Genomic DNA, 20,393 nt, shown 5'->3' on the forward strand with positions numbered 1-20,393 from the left:
AGAACATATATCGTTAAAACAAAAATAGCCGCAGATACGCGGCTACCAAACGAATATGCTGTCTTGTCGTCTTACACCGTCACTTTACCGACAGTTTGGAGCAGTCATATGGACGCCCTCTTAGCATATTTTAATTCAATCAACCTTGCTGTTGAGAAATCGACTCTTTCAGGACCTCTCTAAAACTTTTCGGAGGCCGGCCGATCAAATCAGCCAGAACCGGATCGACTTGAGCGAAGTCGCCCTGACGGCTTGCCAGAAACATCCCCATCCGCATATTTATACTCGCTTCCGGCACGCCTTGAGCCATCATGCGGTCTCGAAACTCTTCGTCCGACACAACGATTCGGCGGATGGTCCGCCCCAAGACCTCGGAAGCGATTGACGCAATCCCTTCCATGTCAATGGCCTCGGATCCCGTAAGATGGGGGGTTATGTCATCCAGTTTCTGCTCGCTGATGATCGCCGCCGCAGCCTCGGCCAAATCGGAGTGGGCTGTCCAGGCAACCGGACCATCCTCAGGAGCGATCAGTTCCCCTGTTTTTATGGCTCCACCGATCAACAGGAGTGCCGATGCGGCGTAGTAGCCATTACGGAGCGATGTGAAGGCCATACCTGAAGCTTTCAGCAGTTTTTCCGTAGCCGCATGGTGAATCATAGGGGCGAAGTGTGATGTTGAGGAAGAACCTATATGACTTGTGTATAGCACCCGAGTAACTCCTGCCCTCTTTGCCGTGTCAATCGCGGTTTGATGCTGCTGAATGCCATGCGGGATGTCAGCCTCGCCCATGATGCCGGACGAAACGATGAGAACCTGTGACGCCCCCTCAAAAGCGTGGTGCAGACTCTCGGCATCGTCGTAGTCGCCCCGACGGACACGAACTCCACGTTCTCGAAGCTCTTGTGCTTGATTCGGATCGCGGACGCTGACACCGATCTCCTCGGCAGGTACTCGCTTGAGTAGTTGTTCTACCACGGCCCGCCCCAATTTCCCATTGGCTCCGGTAACGATAATCATAACAAACAACATCCTTTCATTTGTATGATCGTGTTTATACGCAAACAGTCTTCCCGTTTCTGAATTGCATATTGGGAAAAGAAGCGCCGGCGATCTCCTGTTCTGGTATTGCATCTTCAATTTCCCTGATATCTTCTTCGGTCAAATGAATATCGAGTGATTGCAAAGCTTCTTGAAGATGAACCGGCGATACGGTACCGATAAGCGGTATGATGTCTTCACCTTTGGATAATATCCATGCAAACGCCAGTTGGGATAACGTCATTTGTTTTTTTACGGCGATCTCTTCTAGTATTTTGGCCAGGGCAACGTTCTTTCCTATATTCTCTTCAAAAAACAATGGAACATAGCCGCCTTTGCTCTTTTCGATCCGCTCATCTGTCCATTGGCCGGCAAGAAGACCGTGAGCCAATGCCCCAAAAGCAACAACGCCGATGCCCAATTCCCTCGCAGTTGGCAAAAGTTCTTTCTCGATACTTCGGTTAAAAAGCGAATATTCGACTTCCACCCAGCTGATCGGATGCGTGGCATGCGCTCTTCTCAGCGTCTCTGCGTCAACCTGGCTGACTCCAATCTGTCTGACATAGCCGGCCTTAACCAAATCGGAAATGGCGCCGATCGTTTCTTCTACAGGAATACCCAGATCAATTCTTGCGGACTGATACAGATCAATATAGTCAAGATTGAGTCGTGTGAGCGAATAGGCAAGATAGTTTTTAACATGTTGGGGGGAAACATCCAGTCCGTACAAGGAGCCGCTTGGCGTATTCAGTGCTCCGAACTTCAGCGATATAAAATAGTCATCCCTTTTGTACCCCTTGAGCGCTTCGGCGATGACCATTTCGCTTCGGCCGGCACCGTAAAAGTCCCCTGTGTTGAAATGATTGATTCCGCTCTCAAAAGCGGTATGAATGGCAGCAATGCCTGCACTTTTGACAGCTTCATTGACATTTGACATATGGCCGCAGCCGAGTCCGATTCTGGATAGCTCCAGTCCGTTTGGTTGAACATTCATCATGGAAACCTCCTGAACTTAAAAATAAAATTATGTAGCCGTCTACATATTTGTTCAAAAAAATAATCAAATGTGGTAAATTCATCCATTCGGCGGCAGTTTTTCAACGTTTTCAAAAGCACGGGTCAGCAAAGAAACAAACATGGCTTTTTCGGCATCCGACATCCCTTGTGTGATCAATTCTTCAGATTTCGAGAAGGCATCACTCCTCTCGCTAAGAAATTGTTTGGCTTTATCTGTTATGTCAATACGAAGGTTGCGTCCATCTTTAGGGTTGCTAGTACGCGTGATAAATCCGGACTTTTCCAAACCGTTCAATAAATTTGTCACAGATGGACCGCTTAAAGCCATTGTTTTTTCAAGATACTTTCGATTGATCTCTATATGCTCCTCAATGGATTGATGAATATGCGAGAGAAGAATCGCTTGCGAGCTATTCAAGCCATGGTCCTTCAGAAGCTGGTCGATGATTTCCCGGACCCGTTGTGCAATAACTTTGATGTATAGGCTATAAGGGTACATATCGAAAAAGCTTGGCATAGGTTTCTCCTTTAATTTATGTAGATGACTACACTATATATGGGGTAGTTATTTTTGTCAATAACTCGTATGTATTGTACGCCACTGCCCTCATTCCATCTCTCCTGCAGGGCCTCTTTAACCTTTTATTCACTGAATTCGCAGTTACTTAGGATAACATTCACCGCACATGAATCTTAAACTATCCTGCCCGTTAGTTTAACCCCGAACAGAAAACAGCCATCTCCCCCTCAGCGGACGGAAATGGCTGATATAACGGTACCGGGTAGACGTTATGCCGCCGTCAGCGAGCCTTCGCGAGTTTCGTGCCGCGAACCGATGCCGTAGCGTATACGACAAGCGCTGTCCAGATGAGCGCAAAGCCAATGAGAAGAACCGGCGAGACCGATTCCTTGAACACGAATACGCTCAGTAACAGCATGATCGTCGGCCCGATATATTGTACGAAGCCGAGCGTGGACAGCGACATCCGGGCGGCCGCTCGCGCAAAGAATAGCAGCGGTAGCGCTGTTACCACGCCAGAAAGAAGCAGTTCGACGAAAGTGGACACAGGTAACGTCCATGCCGTCGTTTTTCCCACAGCCGCCAAATAGATCCAGTAACCAAGCGCAACGGGCAGGACTACAGCTGTCTCCGATAGCAAGCCTACAGAAGCGTCTTGTCCGATCTTCTTCTTCGCGAGGCCGTACAAACCAAACGTCGCAGCCAGTGAGATTGAGATCCATGGGAACCGTCCGTAGTCGATGGCGATGATGAGCACCGCGGCGCCAGCAATGGCAATCGCGAGCCATTGGCCACGGTTTGGCTTCTCACGAAGGAAGACAACCGCAAGCAGCACGTTCACCAACGGGTTCAAATAATAGCCGAGACTTGTCTCGACGACATGGTCGTTGTTGACCGCCCAGATGAAGATGAGCCAATTGGCAGCGATCAGCAGTCCGCTAGCGGTGAGCGACAGCAGGAGCGAGCGGCTAGCCGCAATCCGTTTCATGTCACCCCAGCGACGCTGGACGGCGACGAAAATTCCCATGAAGACGAACGACCAGACAACCCGATGTGACAGTATCTCGCCTGCCGGCACATCGTTAAACAACTTCCAATAAAGCGGGAGAACCCCCCACATAATATACGCGATAATAGCATTAACCAACCCGTTGTTCATCATCACTTTCCCTCTCCTTACTCCGATGTCTTAACGGATTATACGCCTCGATCATCGTTTAAGTAAAGGGATTAATATTTTAGCTCAAATCCCCGAAAGCTCCGTTACGCTCATTTTTCGTTTTACTAACATCACATCAATTGTAAAAATAATCGCCATTTGCTCCACTTCAGACCGTTAAATCATTTTCTGATTTTATATGAATTGCTTCTTGTAAAAGTCTTTGGAGAACAGCGGCAAAAACGGCGATCACCATAGAGGCGAAAATAATGACCAATCCCATCGGTATGAAACTTGGAGGGTCAACTCTCCTTCCCATGAGATAGTAGAGTGGCATACCTAACAGGTACAGGGTACTGATTGTGATGGCACAGTATCTTATATTTCTTAATGCTCTTACCGATAATCCCGAGAACGCTTGGTTCTTATCAATATAGCTTAAAAGTTTAAAGGCATTATACAGAGCAAAGTAAAAAGGAATCGCTGCTGCGTACATATCCATTAAAACGAGAGATTTCATATAAACTATTGTGGGATACAATTCTCCAGCAAAATTCCCAATCTTAGGCACTAAAAATATGCACAATGCGAGAATTGGTATTCCGATCATAATAACAGCCATCTTTAAAAAGAGTGTTGTTCCTCGTTTCATAAGTGCACCTCACTTATTTAATGTCAGTTTTTACTTTGCCACATAATTTATTGTTTACAATAAATTAATATCGTTTTATATAAAAATAAAGAGCATTTCTCATGACAAAGAAATGCTCTTCCTTTAAAATGTTAAATTGACAACTCATTCAACAAAACTGTCCGTTAACTTAACGACTGCAGCCCAGATATAGCATCGGTTTAACACCGGGCCTGTTCATTCACGACCTCATCGATACATTTTGATCCGTTAACCGCTTCCATAACGATAGTTCGTGTGTCCACTTCTCAAACCACTCTTTATCTTTCCAATCCAAGGAGAGATCTATAAGTTCCGGTAAATCGTCCATACATATCACAGCGTTGTTATTCCAAGAAACCCGATCCGTAGAAACTTCGATAATTCCCAAATCATGTGGAATTGTGGCTTGAACCAAAACCGTGGATTCCCGCATCAGCAACAAAAAGCCGGTTACCTTCTGCCCTCTGTAGCTGGCAAATACCCAATCTCCTTCGGTCATAATCCCATCAGCCTCCAATGAATCTGTTACTTAGAATTAAAGGATCGCCTTTGTTTATGTTTATGTTTATGCTTAATGACATCAAATTAGAAAAAAGCGCCTGAATATTCCTAGTTACCTTTGGTTAGCGTCTGGTCAGTTTATATTATTGGATCGCGGATCATAATGTTCGCTGTAACCTTCACCTGTATTCATTGAGCTATCGGTTCCCCTTTAGCTTAATGTAATCTAACTCAAATAAACGTTATCACCATTGGCTTTCTTGGCACGCATTGTGATTTTTCAGCTGATATCTACCTTGTCCACTAAAGACAGCAAATCCCCCTTCGGAATAAATATTCAAAGGGGGATTTGACAATTTCGCTATTCTAATGCAAGTCGTTGACTACGATTGAAGCTTGCAAATCTCCTTATCCATAATAAGCTTGATGAATAACCCGCCCTGTACCGATCTGTTCTGGAAACCAACCATCTTCGCGTCGGTCGTCTGGAACCAATCGGTCATCGGAACGCGGCTCTCCGATTGATCGTATGCGAGCCATAACCGATCGACGATCGTATTGAAATCATCCTTGTCTTCGCAGAGCGCGGCACTCCACACGATCCAATCGGATTTAGTGTAGGTGTTGCGATTGTCCAGCATAAGGCCGTAGGTACCCGAATGCTTCTCGATATAGGCTTGCGTCTCTGCCTTGAACGTATCTTCAGGGAATAAGTTCAGGCCGAAGATTTTATCCCAGATGGCATTATACTTCATGCTAAAAGAGCCGGGGCGATCGAATGCCAGACGGAACGTACCGTCATCGTTCGCAGCCATAGACTTCCATTGCTCCGCCATCGATCGGGCGAGTTCCATGAGTTCCTCTGCCTTTTCCTCGTTTCCTGCCATGCGGTTCAAGATAGAAAAGCTGGCAATACCCATAATCGCTTTAAGCGACAAGTTGCAGTTATGGGCCAAGTGCCCTGCAAAATCGTCCGTACACAGCTGGTTATCCGGATCAATGCCGTTTTGGATCAAATACTGACACCAAGTTTCAAGATGTCCCCAGTTTTCTTGCGCAAATGAAACATCCTGCTCCGCTATCGCGACAGCCGCAGCGCATATTAACATATTGCCGCATTCTTCAACCGGCATTTGCCAGTCGGGTGTAGTTCCGTTGCTGTATACTTGCCCATTCAGAAGCGGGTAGGTGCCCACATCGTGGGGAGCAAAGTCATAATGCCAAACCTCGGTTGAAGCGTACTTGAATATCGGCCGAAGCATCCCTTTCACTAATTCGGGATTATATAGCAAAAATTGTGGAATGGATGGGTAAGTCACGTCAAGCGTAGCCGCACAGCCATTGCTGAAGTTCTCCTTAGAAATGAACAGAACTTCTCCATCCGGACCCGCTACGATTTTATGGGCGGCAATCGCTTGCCGGTAAGCGAGGGATACCAGGTCTGCATACTTTTCGCTTCCCGATGCCGAGGCGTCTTGATACAATTTTTCAGCAAACCGTTCGCATTTTTCATACAACGTATCATATTCATTTAGCGCCTGCTTTATCGCCTCTTCAATCGTCTCTCCGTCTTTTCTCCAATAGGCATCCAGATGTTGATGAAAATATTCGATCGATTTGATATCGTCATAGCCGACTGCAAAAAGCCCTTCTGCATTTTGCTCCGTATCCAGAACGATCGATAGCCCCATGGCATGATTTACGGTTCCGTAGAGGTTTGTATCTTCGGAAGCGCTTACTGAAGCGCCGCTATGATTGGATGCGAGATAGACGTAGCCCCAGTTAATTCGAAGATCATCTCCGCTTCTGGTTAACGGATGCTGAATGCTGCTGCCCACCTTGCCGCAAGCAAAACCAGGTTCGCTCAGATCCGTATACACGGTCGGAAACTCGTATTTCAAGTTTTGGCATAGCTCTCCATCTACACTGATGGCCACTGTGACGTCATGTTTTTTCGCGTCGTTCGACTCGGTTTTCACATGAATATAAGACACCGGTCTGGACATGAGCTTCAAATCATCCAACAACAGCGGAGTCGTGAACGTAACGGTTAACCGAATTTCATCGCATGCAAACTCGTATTGGCTCGACAAAGCATGAATATCCAATTTTGTCTGCTCCATGAGCAGGCTATCCGGCTTAATGCCCATGAAAACATATTCTTTCCCATCAACCAGCACAGTGCCGGTCATCCGGTGAGGTTTGCCCGTCCAATGCTTGGTGTCCGATTCATTGAGCTTGTCTGCCATAGACCAGATGGAAAAATAAGGGTCAACCGTAATCAGCGGAACAGCTGGTGCACGAAGATTCATTTGGATTCCTCCCATTAATGCGTTTCTTAGTGTATAATTTATCATGTTCCAAAACGTAATTTAATAGGATTTATCATTGTAAATGTGAGGATTATCATGATGAACGAAACCATTTTCAATTTTTGGCATCTTAATGATTCCAAGCTTCCACTCAATGTGCTCATGTCGGGCATCTCTTACTGTGATAAGAATTACCGGATCGAACGCCATGGAGAAAACCTGTATTCGTTTGAATATATCATCGACGGCAGCGGCGTTCTAGAGATCAATTCCCAAACGCTGTACCCTCAGAAAAACGACGTTTACATATTGACTAAAAACAGCGACCATATCTATTATTCCAGCGAAGATCAGCCCTGGATTAAAATTTGGATTATTTTTAATGGTGATTTTGCCGAATCTTTATTCAAACAATATCTCCCTGAAAATACGTATCTCATCAAGGAGTGCAACATTCTCTCCTATATGAATGAGATCATTAACCTATCGTCGGCCACACATATGGACTATCCCAGCTTTATAGACGAAGTAACCGTCCTTCTTCTTAAAATCGTATTGCGCTTAAAGAACCATTTAAAACATAAAGCGCCAACCATATCCGAACAGATCAAGTCGTATCTGGACGGCAATATCGAGAATAAGGTGGATTTGGACGATCTGTGTGAACAACTCGGCTATTCGAAAAATCATATGATCAAGATGTTTCGGGAAACGTACGGGATCACGCCTTACGCCTATTTTCGCAAACACAAAATTGAATTGGCCGAGCAATATTTACTGAATACCCATCTCAGCATTAACGAAATTTCAAACAAGCTGAATTTCGCCGATCAACATTATTTCTCCTCCGTCTTCAAATCCATCGCCGGTGTTTCCCCTTCAGAGTATCGGCAGATTAAATAATAAAGAATGACAGAATCATCAGAAGCTGCTGCGGTGATACCTTAGGCTTTACTGGTTATGGGATAACTCGAAAAATTTCTTTAGATGACCAAGCAAAATCTGAGGTTGAGTAGAAATATACGAAACATGATCTCCAGGCACTACGATGAGGCTGGTGTGAAGCAGCTTTGCCATTTCATTGGCATACTCTGGGCGAATAATATCACTGTCTCCATTGACGAGGAGGACGGGCGCGGTAATTTGTTGCAATTGCGTCGGTTCAAGAAAATCCTCTGAATTCGGGTTATTCGCCATTTCTGCACCTTTGGCAATAAGTTTGGACCAGTTATCAGGATGGGGGGCTACACGTTCGTATTCTTGCCTCATCTGTAATGGAAAAGCTTCGGCAGAAGCATGTTTTATGCCTTCAACTATATATGGAAAATAGCCATCCATACTATAAATAGTCGAGGCTAGTGCCAGCTTGCGAACAAGGTGAGGATTAGACTTCGCCAGATGCAGTGCGACTGTTCCACCAGCACTGTATCCAAACACATCCGCTTCCGTGATCCCTAATTGACTCACAAGTTCAGCGGTGTCACGACCCATTTGAGCAAAACTTAAGGGGCGGTTAATGTCTGCGGTATGACCATGGCCTTGCTGTTCAATTAAAACTACCTGGCGGTGAAGAGCCAACTCCGGTAATATGGGATCGAACATGCTGGCAGTCGCAAACTGGCCATGGAGCAAAATTAGTGGTTTACCACTCCCATGGATTTCATAATACATATTTAGTCCATTTACTTTCTCGTAACCACATTTTTTTTCACTCATGCTTAAGCCTCCTTGCGTTGTATTTGTAAGATCGTACATTCAAGTTTCGATCTTCGGACGACTGGTATTTTTAATAGTATCACAACAAAAGTTTCCAAGTTCTTTTGGATTGCTATCTTCAACCATGTTCTTGTCGTCTTCCCTCTATTCAGATGGAATGCGCAACCGATTTGATATCCTTTTGACTTAAAAATTTCATTAAATCATGACTCAGCTGCACAATCTCATTGTTAGCACGATTCGCATAGTCCGGTAACATCATATCGCGAACCATTTTAGTTCGTAGCCATGTCATAAAGAACAGATCCAATAATAAGTTTGGAAATTTAACCACCATTTTAAGCATGGGTGGATCTATTGAAACGCCAGCTTTTTGTATGGCCCTTAGATACGCTTTTAAAGTGACTGTTATTTGGCGTGCCGTCTTTCTGGTTCTGACTGTTTTTTTGTCAGTTATTTTATCTTCAGAGTGCAAAACGCTCAGCATGGCAATGTCGGATACGGAATGTGTGATGAGATACGCTTGCATATCCTTTTTAATAACGTAGGGAAGCTTTGCTGTTTTAAATAATTTCGCGAGTTTTTCGATGCGTTCTGTCACTTCACCATTCACTTCTCCAAATGCAGTTGCCGCTATAATCTTTGGTAGAAATCGAGCATGCAATACTCCATCTTTCATCTGTCCGCCGAAGCCGGGGAAAGCGGGTAAAAGTCGATCCCCTACGATATCCAGCCACGAAGAAAACCCAATTGAATTACTAGTCATCGTAACGATATGTTTGCTTTGATTATCTTTTAGCGCTAACAACGCTGATTCGGACCGGTCATAACGAACGGTGACGAAAATAAAATCGTATATATCGTCATTTTCGAGCGTATCAATGACCTTCACTTGTATCGATTTAACGGAACCTTTTTCTTTATACTGCAGGCCATTTTCGCTTAATGATTTAAATCTTTTAGAATGTGCAAACAGCGTAACGTCAAACCCTGCTTCAATAAGCTTCATTGCGTACATGCTCCCGATGACACCTGCACCAAAAATTAAAATTCTGGCTTGTTTTGCTGACATGAAAACCACCCCATCTTATTAACATTTCCTTTGGATTATCAGACAACGTGTTGTATGATGTGATCATAAATCTTTATTATTCCTTGATCAACCATCAGTATTTTAGGATTTGTCGGATAATATTTCTATTGGCGATATAACCGCAGCACCTTTTATCAATACTTTACTGACATTTACGAATTGTTAGACTCTGTTGAAAATGACTTATTGAATGACATGAAAAAAGAATTGGCGAATCAAGAGCTATCGATACATACGTTTCAAGATACGCTCTATTGTCTGGACAAAAGAGAACATCTCCTGGTTCTTAATGCCCTTTTAGGAGATTATGGAAGCGCCCGTTTTTTAAAACGCTTAAAAAAAGAGATCACTTTGGGGCAATTAGAATTAAACGTTCCGCAAAACCATGCCTTAACGCCATACTTCATTGAGTTTTACCTGACAACTTCCCTTTCTTTATTTCGGCTTTGGATCCAGCGTCAAAAGGATTTATCGTCAGAACAATTTTTCAAGCTAGTGGAGAGCCTATATTCTAGCGGGATTACGCCCTATTTTAAAGAATAAGTCTATCTTCAGACCGATGAATTCCGGGATCGGCTGTCGTCTATATAAACGAAGGCATAAATAAACACAAACTAATTTGACGAAGAGGTGTTTTGAAAATGGCATTAATGTCCGCATTCACGAGCTTCAACCTGCCTGTAAAAAACGTAGCACAGTCGAAGGTGTTCTTCACCGGACTCGGATTCGAGCTCAATCCGCAATTCCCCGATAACGAGAATTCGGTAGCCATCGTGATCGGCGACAACCTGCAGGTCATGCTGATCAATCAAGCATTCTTTAATACGCTCACGGAGAGGGAAACCGTCGATACGAGCAAGTATGCGCAGATGACGATCGCATTGGCCTTCGAGAGCCGGGAAAAGGTCGATGAAATCGTGAATACTGCGGTCTCCTTGGGCGGGAAATTGCACGCTGAACCTGAAGATCATGGGATCATGTATCATTGGGGCTTCGTGGACTTGGACGGCCATCTGTGGGCCATTAACTACATGAACATGGATGCGGCACAAGGTTAAAGCTAACGGGGAGCATGCTCATACCAGGGTTTAAAAAGGAAAGACGCCGGGCATCTTCCCCGGCGTCTTCTTCGCGATGATTAGTTTTGTTCGGTATAGGCTTTGAAATTGTCCATGATCGCTTGCCAGCCTGCTTGCTGGAACTCGACGGGATTGGAGCTTTCCGCGTCGAACGTTTCAATGACCTTCGTCTCATTCCCTTGATCGACGAAAGCAATATCTACTCTTCTTCCGTCTTCCATCGTGTAGCCGATCGCCTCATGCCGATTCACTACATCGTAGACGCCGCCAAAATCAAAGCCCATGCTGCCATCCTTCGCTTCCATCCGCGTCGAAAACTTGCCGCCAACCCGCAGATCGTTTTCCGCTCTCGGCGCATGCCAGTCCTCGGACGCTTGATTCCACTTTGTGATGTGCTCCGGCTCGGACCAATAGCGCCATACTTTCTCGACGGGGGCTTGAATGACGGTTTGTACGGTTACTTTCGTTGGTTGATTCGTTTCCATTTGATTAGACACCTCTCTCATAATATTCGTCGTTTGGTTAGTCTCAATGATATAGACGAATGCTAAATACGAAATTCATCGGTCGAGTCGCTCAGACAGCCCAAATCGCGAAAATAATTTTGTATTGATGAAGTTTTGAACGTGCAGGATTTGATTTTCTTTGGTTTCGATGACGTGAATGCCCCAGGGTACCAGGCCAGAGCCCTCTTTGTCCGGCATATACTGGGCTAACGCCGGATAACCGCCATTCACCGTAATGGGCACAAAACGCGAACCTTCGCAATGCCAGCGAGTAAGCGAATAGAAGGCGGACAAATCTTCCTTGCCGTGGATCCACATCTCGAAGGGCGGCATCGACATGCAGCCTTCCTCGTGGAACAGCGCTACTAGCGCAGCAATATCGAATTGCTCGAAGGCCTCCACATACCGGGACAGCAGCTCCTGCTCCGGTTGAACCTCCATGCTGCTGAGCTCATCCGAGCGAAGCTGCGCCCGGTCCATCGTCTCTCGGGCTCTCTGCAAGGCGCTGTTCACCGCTGCCGGCGACATCGCCAACGTTTCAGCGATCTGCTTGGTGGACCATTCAAATACATCCTTCAAAATGAGTACCGCGCGCTGCCGCGGTGGCAAAGTCTGCAGGAGAGCAATGAAGCACAGTTGAAGGGTATCTCTGCGGACGAGCCGATCCTCCGGATTGCCCCCAAAGTCGGGAGACGGCCAGATCCAGGCAGAGTCCGGCAGCGTGTCGCGCGGCTCGACGATGCCGACAGCCGGGTCGAACAGGTCAACGGGAAGCGCGCGGCGTTTGGATTGCCTCAGCTTGTCCAAGCACAGGTTGGTGGCAATCCGATAGACCCAGGTTTTGAACGAGGAATCCTGTCTGAACGTGCTCCAGCTCTGCCAGACCCGAATACTCGTCTCCTGAACGGCATCATCCGCATCGTCCATGGAGCCTAGCATTCGGTAACAGAACGAGGTTAAGCCCGGCTTCAAGCTTGCAAATAATGGTTCGTCAAATGCTTTCTCGTTCATCGTGTCCTCCCTTAACGATCTCCCCGAAGGGCAGTACCTTCATTATATGTAATGAAGCGGTCTAATTCATCAACTTTTCTGGGCATTCTTATGTCTGGGCATTTTTCATCCCAAGGGACACCTAGATGATTAGCATGTAAAACTGGATTATACATCTGATTATTTTCAAACAAGAATGCATGACCACACCTTAGCCATCGAAGTACCCCATCTATATTGAGAGACAAACATGGCTTATCGAGGATGCTCAACCACGGTTAACCATATATGTTCTTGTCATATTGTTAAAACAAAAAAAGCCGCAGTTACGCGGCACTCAAGCGTGTTAAGAACTAAATATATCTCTATTCAGATTCACAATGTCCTGGTGCGAATATCCCCCGTTGGCTGCCGATAGTCTCTCTATCACTTCATCCCGTAGGAATGGGGCCTTTTCTTTATTTGCCTTATTTAATGCTTCGGTTAGTTCCTCTTTGGTAAGTTCTGTGCAGTATGCAGGCGTTCCCGGCTGTTGTCTCCACGAATCACTTAAAGATCCGCTATCTACTGGGTCGAAGCCTAGCTCATTTACGATGTTCATGGTTATTTGTTTATGCAACTGGTTATCACCAGCAATCGCTATGGCAATGCGGCCTCTCGTACCTTCGGGAGACCCTTTATGTTCTAACGTATAGGCTAACAGATTGTTGAAAGCTTTAGTGATGGGTCTCCCTAATTGATTTGATACCCAAACACTTTCAACCATCCCTTTCTCAATTTCATGGATTTTGTTATCTCTATATGGATAATAGTTTGAGGTGTCTAGAATGACTACGTCCTCCCCCGCTTGATCTACAATGTTGCGAATACTTGGCAGTGCGTGGAAAGGGATAGATATGACTAGAACATCAATGTTTGTAATTACCTCATTTACATTCACAGGTGTTCCTGCAAGTTCTTTTCCTTCTAGCCGTTCAATACTGCGAGCATCTGCAATTTTGACATCATGTCCATTCTCAACTAATTTTTTTGAAATATTTAACGCGATTGGTCCTGCACCTATAATTCCAAATCTCATTTTCATTTCTCCTATCCTATTCTAAGCGTTATATTACCGTGGTGACAGTCTGGTTGACTGGCAACTACGACGGTTAACAAGAACTTAATTTCTATTTTTGGATCCCTAAAATACCAAGTGTTAGTAAGTAGCCTGTTGTCAACCGATCCTGTATCTCCTTGATGGAGTTAGTTAGTTTGCTAAGTAAAATTCCGAAGAGATCACTTATAATAAGTTACTCTCCATTTGCTTTAAAAGCCTTCTTAATAACAAGCGTTCTTCGGGTAAAATGGAGTGCAGTAATTTTTCCTGCTGTTGTCTCCATTTCATTGCAACCGGGTTCTCTAATGCTTTGCCTTTGTCGGTTAGAAAGATTCGCATTACCCTAGCATCATGTTCATCACGTTTACGATATATAAATCCGTTTTGCTCCAGTGATTTAACCATATTAGTTACTGTAGGCGGTTCACATTTTAAATGTTCACATAGCTGCATTTGTGTTACCCCATCGCCTAACCATAATCGATAAAGTAAATTTTCTTGACCGACATAAAGGTTAAGTTCTCTTAGCGACTCGCTGTAATCCCTGCGCATTTGGGAAGAAATTCTATCTAACGACTGACGAATATCACAATCCACTGTATCTGACATTCATTTATCTCCTCATTTAAGCATCTTGTTATGATGAAGCGGGCTCAATATATCATGGTGAAATTCTGGTGTCAACTGAGCTATACATAACAGGATGGAATGCAGTGGGCTGCGAATTTCTTAAAAGGTGAACTGAACCTCCCACAGACCATTTGTTAAGCAAGCTGCTTCTCATGTTGTCCGCTCATGTTTTTTCTTCACCTTCATTCTGTATAGGCTTAGAGATAAATCACTCTCTTTTGTGTTAGAATATTACTTAGCCTGCTAAATAAATGTTTATTTCAGTTGACTGCTCAATGGCATTGACATCATCATAAATTGTTTTGATGGATCTGCAAAGAGGGCAAAATAAATGAACGTAGTACATCTTTTTGTACCTTTGGATTGGGAGTGATATCAATGAGAGTCTGTAATGAAGGATTCGATAAAGAGTTTATGGATGAAAATAGGGATATGTACGCGATTGCCTTTACACAAAATATTCTTTCAGGACGGTGGAAATACTTTATATTATGGTATTTAAAAGGGGATACACGTCGTTATACGGATATAAAAAAATTTCTTGGGGGGTTATCACAAGGTTCTCTTACAAAGCAGCTAAAAGAGCTGGAAACCGATGGAGTTATTAGACGTGTTGTTTACCCGGAAGTCCCACCACGAGTAGAGTATTCGTTAACCGATAAGGGAAATAAATTACTGCCGATCCTTGAAAAAATGGAGGACTTCGGTAAGGAATTCGGCAGTTAGGATGAATCCCAGCTTAATTTGATCACTATAAAATTTCACTTTAAGATGATTTGCTGGAGAATCCTTAATAATCTCTATATTTTCTAGGGTATGGATTTCCCTTCTTTATATTACTAGAGCAAGCAAGATGACAAGTTTTCTCAAATTTTCATCCTCCTGAGTTCTTTAATCATGTTGTGGCGACCCGGTGTAGTTATGTGCTTATTGGCCGCCCTCCTCGGCTTCAGCATCTATGTTCGTGAACCAGAACGTATTACTGGTTTCATTATCACATCCCGTTAGCTTGTAATGGGAGCCTAACTCTTTGTTCTTCTCGAGCTCAATCCCCCGACACACCGTGCTCGGACGACCTGCATCACTACCAAACCCGTCCCTCGAGTTGTCATACGTATACGTAATCGCCTCAGCCCCATCATAGACCAGCTCATAGAAGATCGGGTCACCTTCAATTGTATATTGCGTTATACGCACCTGATTCGGCACACCCTTGTCGAGATTCTCCAAAAACAACTTCCACTTGTCGGGATTGTACATCTTCCCGTGAACGTTCACGATATCTCCATTCGCGGCTGCTAGGTCAGCACCATAAGGGTCAGACACAGCAGGGAACGCTTTCGGCTTTGCTGGCGGTGAAACCGTCTCCCCCGGTACAGGAGCAGTGAAAGAACTGGTCGTATTATCGCCAGGTCTGTCCGACTTCTCATTGCAGCCCGATAGCAAAACTAACGTAGCCGCTAATATTAACACCTGTTTGATCATGAATGATCACCTCATATTTAACAACGCTATAGCGAGTACGAATGTTTCAATCGCAGACGCGAGTTCATTAACTCCATGACTAATTAAATTAGTTTTTTACACCATACTGCATCGCTAGTTGAGGAAAAAGGCAGCCGGTTTTGTGGGCGGCTGCCTTCATTTGTCTTCATTGAGCTATTTTTTCCCGTTAGATTATTTTCCTGTTAGAATATTTATGTATTATCAGAATTTTTTTTATAATATTGATATATATGAATATGGACCACATTGCAATAAAAAAAACAGGCCGTGCCTCAGGTCTTTTTGACCTGTAGGAACGGCCTATTCTGATTCGCCTCTATTTATCTTCTATATTACTAATGATTTTCTTGATCACCGTGACCGCTTCCGCCCGGGTCGCTTGAGCTTGGGGCTTCACTGTACGATCAGGGTATCCCGAGAGGATCCCTCGTTCTACCGCGGACGCAACTGCATTTTTCGCCCATTGCGAGATCCGATCCCCGTCAGTGAAGGACGGAGTACCCTTCGAGTTCTCCAAATGTAAGGCATTCGCCGCCATCACCGCCATCTGCTCCCTCGTGATGGGCTGATCCGGCAAGAAGGTATTACCGTCGTAACCCCGGATCATTCCATTGGCATAAGCCGTGGAGATCGCAGCCCGGGCCCAATGGTTCTCTGTATCGATGAATACTTTATCCGCCTTAGGTTTCCATTGCAGGACCGCGGTCAGAATCGAAACAAACTCTGCCCGTGTAATCGGACGATTCGGCCGGAATGTGCCGTCCGGATACCCTTTTACAATCCCGCTTCCCGCCAGATGCTGGATCGTTTCTTCAGCCCAATGGCCCCGGATATCCGTAAATACGGCTGCGGATTCGTTGTTAACGACCGTTCGGGCGATGGCCGCGAACTTGCCGAGGTGGTTGATCGTGCCGCTGACCATGCCGTTCTCAAAGTCGATTTGCGGATCCCCCAATGGCACCCATTGCCCGGTATCCTCGTTTAGCCAGCAGAGCAGAATTGGATCGCCATCCTGCCGGGTCACATCAGCGTTCAAGCGCAGCTTGACGGTCACATTAACAAGGAAATTCCCCGGCACGTCTTTCTTCATTTCAAATACTCGGCTGACTAGACGCTCATGATCGGACAACGGGAGAGTATCCGTATCGGTTATTTTGTTAACCGTCACTTGGAAAGGGCGGTCCAATGCACAGGCGGGAAACGAGATCTCGCCGCCTTCGAACTTAACTACACCGCCCTTCAATCCGACCACGCTTGCCGCACCGCAATTCAATCCGTCCAGGTTCGTGTTTGCCGGCAATGGCGCCGAACTGCTGCTTCCCTGGCCCAGACGGAACCGATTCGATACGGCTTCCGTCGAGTTCCCCACCCGATCCGATGCTCTTACGTGCAAGTACCAATCGCCGGTCGCCCCGCTCTTCGTCAGATCGGTGCCGCTGGCAACCGGCACCCAACCTTCCGCTGGAGCGGAGAGATCCGTCGTCCAAGCATATTGAAGCGTTGAATGATCGATTCCGCTTCCGGTATCCACTGCCGTCGTCCGGGATGAAGCCGATGGAGCCACGGATTCCCTGCCGTTCGGGGAGAACGTGATGGCAGGAGGCGTTCGATCGATCTTCACCTTCAGCACGTCGGACAACTGATGGCCGGCCTCATCCTCCGCTTGGAAGACGATCGCATGGTCGCCATCCTCGGTGATTTCGATCGGGGAACTGTTCGTATAGGCTTGCGGTGATCCGCCGTCTAACGTATAGGTGAACGAGGCAATCCCGCCGGTTCCCCCCTCAGCGTATACGCTGACGGTCACGCTCTGGTTCGTCCATTCCCCTTCCGTATAAGTGCCTCCGTCCGATTTTACCATCGTCGGGGTCAATGCCAACCCGCTTGAACCGATTTTAACCGTGCGCCGTTCCGCCGTTTCCATTCCCGCCGCATCTGCCGCCTTGAAATCGAGGACATGGATACCGTCGTCCTGCAATTCAATGCTAGTCGTATAAGGCGACCAAGTCTCGCCTCCATCCAACGAGTAGACAAACTCGTTAACCTCGGCTGTCCTCTCATAAACGGATGCGCTCACCGACACTGGTTGGTTTGTCCACGTTCCGTCTTGGTAATTGCTGCCGTCAGCCGTTGTCATTGTGACCTCGATATTCGGCGGCCAGGGTTGATCCGACACGCTGGGCAAAGGATTATTCGCCAGATCGACGATACTTCCCGCTTGCGAATCGTACGACAGCCTGATATCCTGGCCGCTGCGCAATGGTTCACCCACCGTCAGCTTCATGGTCTTTGCCCCGGCCATTATGGTACCGACCACTGTGACATCAACCCCGTCCGCTAGAACGGAGAAGCCTCCTGCAGACAGCAAGTTCACCTCTTCATCGAACGTCAGCAGGATGCTATCCGGCTGTTCGATCCGAATGTTCACGATCGCCGGGGGAGCTGCGTCCCGGCCTATATTCGCCGTAATTCCTTGCAAGAAAGGATACGTTTTCCCTTCCTCGATCGTCCAGATCCCACTGAAATCCCAGCTCTCGAAGGTCGACTTCTGCTTCAAGGACGCCGTCGTCTGACCGCCTCCATGTCCTGTCGCTGCGGCATCGTAGTATCCCGAAGTTACGATGGAAGTCGGGCTGAAATCCCTCCCAACTAACCCTCCGACCTCCGAACCGGAGCCCGATACGCGTCCAGCGGCATAGGCTCGGTTGATCGTGCCAACATGCCGTCCGACCAGCCCTCCGACTTCCGCTTTTCCCTCGACGGAGCCGGTTGCGTATGTATCCTCGACCAAACTCCCTAGGTCGGCGCGGCCCACCAGTCCACCGACAGCATACGTGCCAGTGACGGCGCCTGTCGCGTAGGACTGCCTGACGACACCGGGAAACATCTTGCCGACCAGCCCTCCGACATTGTCAATGCCGCTTACATCCGCCGATGAATAGGACAATTCGACTGTACCTCCGCCCATGTCCCCGACTAATCCGCCGCTGGAATACCCTCCGCGGACACTGCCGCCATCCACCCCTATGCTGCGGACGAGGCCACCATCGCCGAGGTAACCGATCAAACCGACCTGTCCTGTATCAGGGCGGTTAATGATTAAGCCCCGGACCGCATGCCCTTGGCCGTCCAACCTGCCGGTGAAGGACCCGAGCGCCGAATCGCCGATCGGAGCGAATCCGGCTCCTGCTTCGTCGCTCGTCCCCCACATATCCGCCCGGCTATCGTCCTTGAAGAGATTGCCGAAATCGATGTTATCCGCAAGCGTATAGTTCGCCGTCGGATCCATCGCCATCAACTGAAGCTGGTGAACGTTGCTGATCGTCTGCGACCATTCCGAGCGGAGGAACGGCCGGGTCGAACCGCCAACCGTGAACCAGTCCGCATCGAAGTCGAACCCTGTATAGCTCGTTTGGCTGAGGGCTTGTGCGGTAGTGAGCTTGGTCACTACGCATTCGACTCCGTAATCATCGTTGTTATAGCTGCAACCGCTGCTCTGGCCAGAAGTCTCCGAATCCCAGTAGTTATTTTCCATCATGGCGCCGTTATTGGCACCGAGTACTCCGCCGACATCGCCTGACGCAGTGGTAACGGTACCGGAGGTATACGTCTTACCGATATGTCCGTAAACCGAGATGCCAACAAGTCCGCCGGCGACACGGTCTCCGCTGACGGAACCGATGTTGTACGATTGACTTACGTCTCCACTGTCCAGACTTCCAACGAGCCCTCCTATGTAATAGCCACGGGCCATAACTTTGCCGGAGAAATAGGACCGAGTCAAGTTTCCTCCAAACAGCAGTCCGACAAGTCCGCCTACGTCATTTTCCCCCACTACGTTGCCAGTTGCGTACGACTCCGTTATCGTTCTGTCGCTGCGACCCGCCAATCCCCCAACGTTATTAGTTCCGCTTACATTGCCTGTGGCGTAGGAAGAGATGATATGGCCGTAATCATAACCGACCAGCCCTCCAACCGCTCCATATCCCGTGACATCGACGCTTGCATGAGCTCGCTCGACCGTCCCATTATTGTTCCCCGCCAGCGCGCCGGTAAAATTGCTGCCGATGACGGAGCCGCCTTCAATACCGAGATTCCGGACCACCCCTCCCGTGCCGATCATCCCAAACAGGCCGACACCCTGCTCGGAGGGGCGATTGATCGTCAAATTTCGAATAACGTATCCCGCTCCATCGAACTCTCCGGTGAACTGCTCGGATTCGTCACTGTTACCCCGCTCCCCGATCGGCTTCCAGCCCGCTCCGCCGTCCCAATTCGCCGTATCCGACGCATCGATATCCGCGGCAAGGCGATAGTGTGCCGACAAATCGTTGCGCATGGCGTTGAGTTGATCCAGCCCCGTGATAATAAAGGGATCCTCCGCAGACCCGCTGCCGGCCATGTCGGTTCCCTCCGACTCCGCGTAGATGGGCATTGGAAGAATATCAAATGCCAGCAGCAGAACCATTAACCATAAGAAAACGCGCTTCATACCATCCAGCCGATCCTTTCTTTCTCTCAATCAATAGTCTTTCAAAAGAAATTATAAAAGA

The 20,393-nt window shown here is 47.1% G+C and carries 19 protein-coding genes and 1 pseudogene; 4 read left to right on the top strand and 16 right to left on the bottom strand.

Translation table 11 applies throughout. The annotated features are described in order from the left end of the window. Positions 1 to 139: 139 nt before the first annotated feature. From IAE55_RS18315 to IAE55_RS18345, 8 genes and pseudogenes are all read right to left on the bottom strand, one after another. Positions 140 to 1,018 carry an SDR family oxidoreductase gene (locus IAE55_RS18315; protein ID WP_145163814.1) on the bottom strand — a complete coding sequence of 293 codons (879 nt, stop codon included), beginning with the start codon at positions 1,016 to 1,018 and terminating at the stop codon, positions 140 to 142. A 34-nt stretch (positions 1,019 to 1,052) separates the two neighbouring features. Continuing rightward, the gene (locus IAE55_RS18320) at positions 1,053 to 2,036 is read right to left on the bottom strand and encodes an aldo/keto reductase (RefSeq protein ID WP_234489664.1); all 984 of its coding nucleotides are present in this window, start codon (positions 2,034 to 2,036) and stop codon (positions 1,053 to 1,055) included. 78 nt (positions 2,037 to 2,114) lie between these two features. Continuing rightward, positions 2,115 to 2,573, bottom strand: coding sequence for a MarR family winged helix-turn-helix transcriptional regulator (locus IAE55_RS18325; protein WP_200633471.1), 459 nt, complete (start codon positions 2,571 to 2,573; stop codon positions 2,115 to 2,117). A 283-nt stretch (positions 2,574 to 2,856) separates the two neighbouring features. Beyond that, entirely contained in the window at positions 2,857 to 3,735 is an 879-nt protein-coding gene (rarD, locus tag IAE55_RS18330) for an EamA family transporter RarD (RefSeq protein WP_200633600.1), read from the bottom strand. Positions 3,736 to 3,828: 93 nt separating this feature from the next. Beyond that, a pseudogene (locus IAE55_RS34365) lies at positions 3,829 to 3,903 on the bottom strand (helix-turn-helix domain-containing protein); the annotation flags it as partial. 1 nt (position 3,904) lies between these two features. Next, positions 3,905 to 4,387 (bottom strand): DUF2975 domain-containing protein, encoded by a 483-nt coding sequence (locus IAE55_RS18335; protein ID WP_200633472.1) that lies wholly within the window; start codon positions 4,385 to 4,387, stop codon positions 3,905 to 3,907. Positions 4,388 to 4,607: 220 nt separating this feature from the next. Further along, positions 4,608 to 4,907: an IDEAL domain-containing protein gene (locus IAE55_RS18340; RefSeq protein ID WP_145163804.1), complete on the bottom strand. Its 300-nt coding sequence runs from the start codon at positions 4,905 to 4,907 to the stop codon at positions 4,608 to 4,610. 385 nt (positions 4,908 to 5,292) lie between these two features. After that, the gene (locus tag IAE55_RS18345; RefSeq protein WP_200633473.1) at positions 5,293 to 7,221 is read right to left on the bottom strand and encodes a glutaminase domain-containing protein; all 1,929 of its coding nucleotides are present in this window, start codon (positions 7,219 to 7,221) and stop codon (positions 5,293 to 5,295) included. Between the two features lie 96 nt (positions 7,222 to 7,317). On the opposite strand from IAE55_RS18345, the gene IAE55_RS18350 reads away from it, so the two are divergent. After that, entirely contained in the window at positions 7,318 to 8,124 is an 807-nt protein-coding gene (locus IAE55_RS18350) for an AraC family transcriptional regulator (RefSeq protein WP_116230296.1), read from the top strand. 48 nt (positions 8,125 to 8,172) lie between these two features. On the opposite strand, the gene IAE55_RS18355 is transcribed toward IAE55_RS18350, so the two are convergent. Further along, the gene (locus tag IAE55_RS18355) at positions 8,173 to 8,937 is read right to left on the bottom strand and encodes an alpha/beta fold hydrolase (protein ID WP_186382086.1); all 765 of its coding nucleotides are present in this window, start codon (positions 8,935 to 8,937) and stop codon (positions 8,173 to 8,175) included. A 148-nt stretch (positions 8,938 to 9,085) separates the two neighbouring features. Further along, positions 9,086 to 10,009, bottom strand: a complete 924-nt coding sequence (locus IAE55_RS18360) for a ketopantoate reductase family protein (protein WP_145163797.1) — start codon at positions 10,007 to 10,009, stop codon at positions 9,086 to 9,088. A 216-nt stretch (positions 10,010 to 10,225) separates the two neighbouring features. Here IAE55_RS18360 and IAE55_RS18365 point away from each other — a divergent pair, with 216 nt between their 5' ends. Both IAE55_RS18365 and IAE55_RS18370 read left to right on the top strand, forming a co-directional pair. Beyond that, entirely contained in the window at positions 10,226 to 10,573 is a 348-nt protein-coding gene (locus IAE55_RS18365) for a hypothetical protein (protein WP_200633474.1), read from the top strand. A gap of 98 nt (positions 10,574 to 10,671) precedes the next feature. After that, positions 10,672 to 11,088 (top strand): VOC family protein, encoded by a 417-nt coding sequence (locus IAE55_RS18370; protein WP_200633475.1) that lies wholly within the window; start codon positions 10,672 to 10,674, stop codon positions 11,086 to 11,088. Positions 11,089 to 11,168: 80 nt separating this feature from the next. Here the strand turns inward: IAE55_RS18370 and IAE55_RS18375 are convergent, their stop codons facing one another. From IAE55_RS18375 to IAE55_RS18390, 4 genes are all read right to left on the bottom strand, one after another. Beyond that, on the bottom strand, positions 11,169 to 11,594 hold the full coding sequence (locus tag IAE55_RS18375) for an SRPBCC family protein (protein WP_076165061.1): 426 nt from the start codon (positions 11,592 to 11,594) through the stop codon (positions 11,169 to 11,171). Positions 11,595 to 11,669: 75 nt separating this feature from the next. Next, entirely contained in the window at positions 11,670 to 12,626 is a 957-nt protein-coding gene (locus IAE55_RS18380; RefSeq protein ID WP_145163793.1) for a sigma-70 family RNA polymerase sigma factor, read from the bottom strand. 325 nt (positions 12,627 to 12,951) lie between these two features. Next, positions 12,952 to 13,683, bottom strand: a complete 732-nt coding sequence (locus IAE55_RS18385) for an NADPH-dependent F420 reductase (protein WP_200633476.1) — start codon at positions 13,681 to 13,683, stop codon at positions 12,952 to 12,954. Positions 13,684 to 13,887: 204 nt separating this feature from the next. Then, positions 13,888 to 14,313 carry a MarR family winged helix-turn-helix transcriptional regulator gene (locus IAE55_RS18390; protein ID WP_200633477.1) on the bottom strand — a complete coding sequence of 142 codons (426 nt, stop codon included), beginning with the start codon at positions 14,311 to 14,313 and terminating at the stop codon, positions 13,888 to 13,890. 399 nt (positions 14,314 to 14,712) lie between these two features. Between IAE55_RS18390 and IAE55_RS18395 the strand changes: the two genes are divergently transcribed. Then, positions 14,713 to 15,060: a winged helix-turn-helix transcriptional regulator gene (locus tag IAE55_RS18395; RefSeq protein ID WP_105442765.1), complete on the top strand. Its 348-nt coding sequence runs from the start codon at positions 14,713 to 14,715 to the stop codon at positions 15,058 to 15,060. 201 nt (positions 15,061 to 15,261) lie between these two features. Here the strand turns inward: IAE55_RS18395 and IAE55_RS18400 are convergent, their stop codons facing one another. Together IAE55_RS18400 and IAE55_RS18405 are read right to left on the bottom strand one after the other, a co-directional pair. Continuing rightward, positions 15,262 to 15,819 (bottom strand): DUF4362 domain-containing protein, encoded by a 558-nt coding sequence (locus IAE55_RS18400; protein WP_200633478.1) that lies wholly within the window; start codon positions 15,817 to 15,819, stop codon positions 15,262 to 15,264. 337 nt (positions 15,820 to 16,156) lie between these two features. Further along, positions 16,157 to 20,332 carry an S-layer homology domain-containing protein gene (locus IAE55_RS18405; protein WP_200633479.1) on the bottom strand — a complete coding sequence of 1,392 codons (4,176 nt, stop codon included), beginning with the start codon at positions 20,330 to 20,332 and terminating at the stop codon, positions 16,157 to 16,159. Positions 20,333 to 20,393: the final 61 nt, after the last annotated feature.

The organism is Paenibacillus sp. S28, assembly GCF_016624415.1.
Lineage (GTDB): Bacteria > Bacillota > Bacilli > Paenibacillales > Paenibacillaceae > Paenibacillus_AQ > Paenibacillus_AQ favisporus.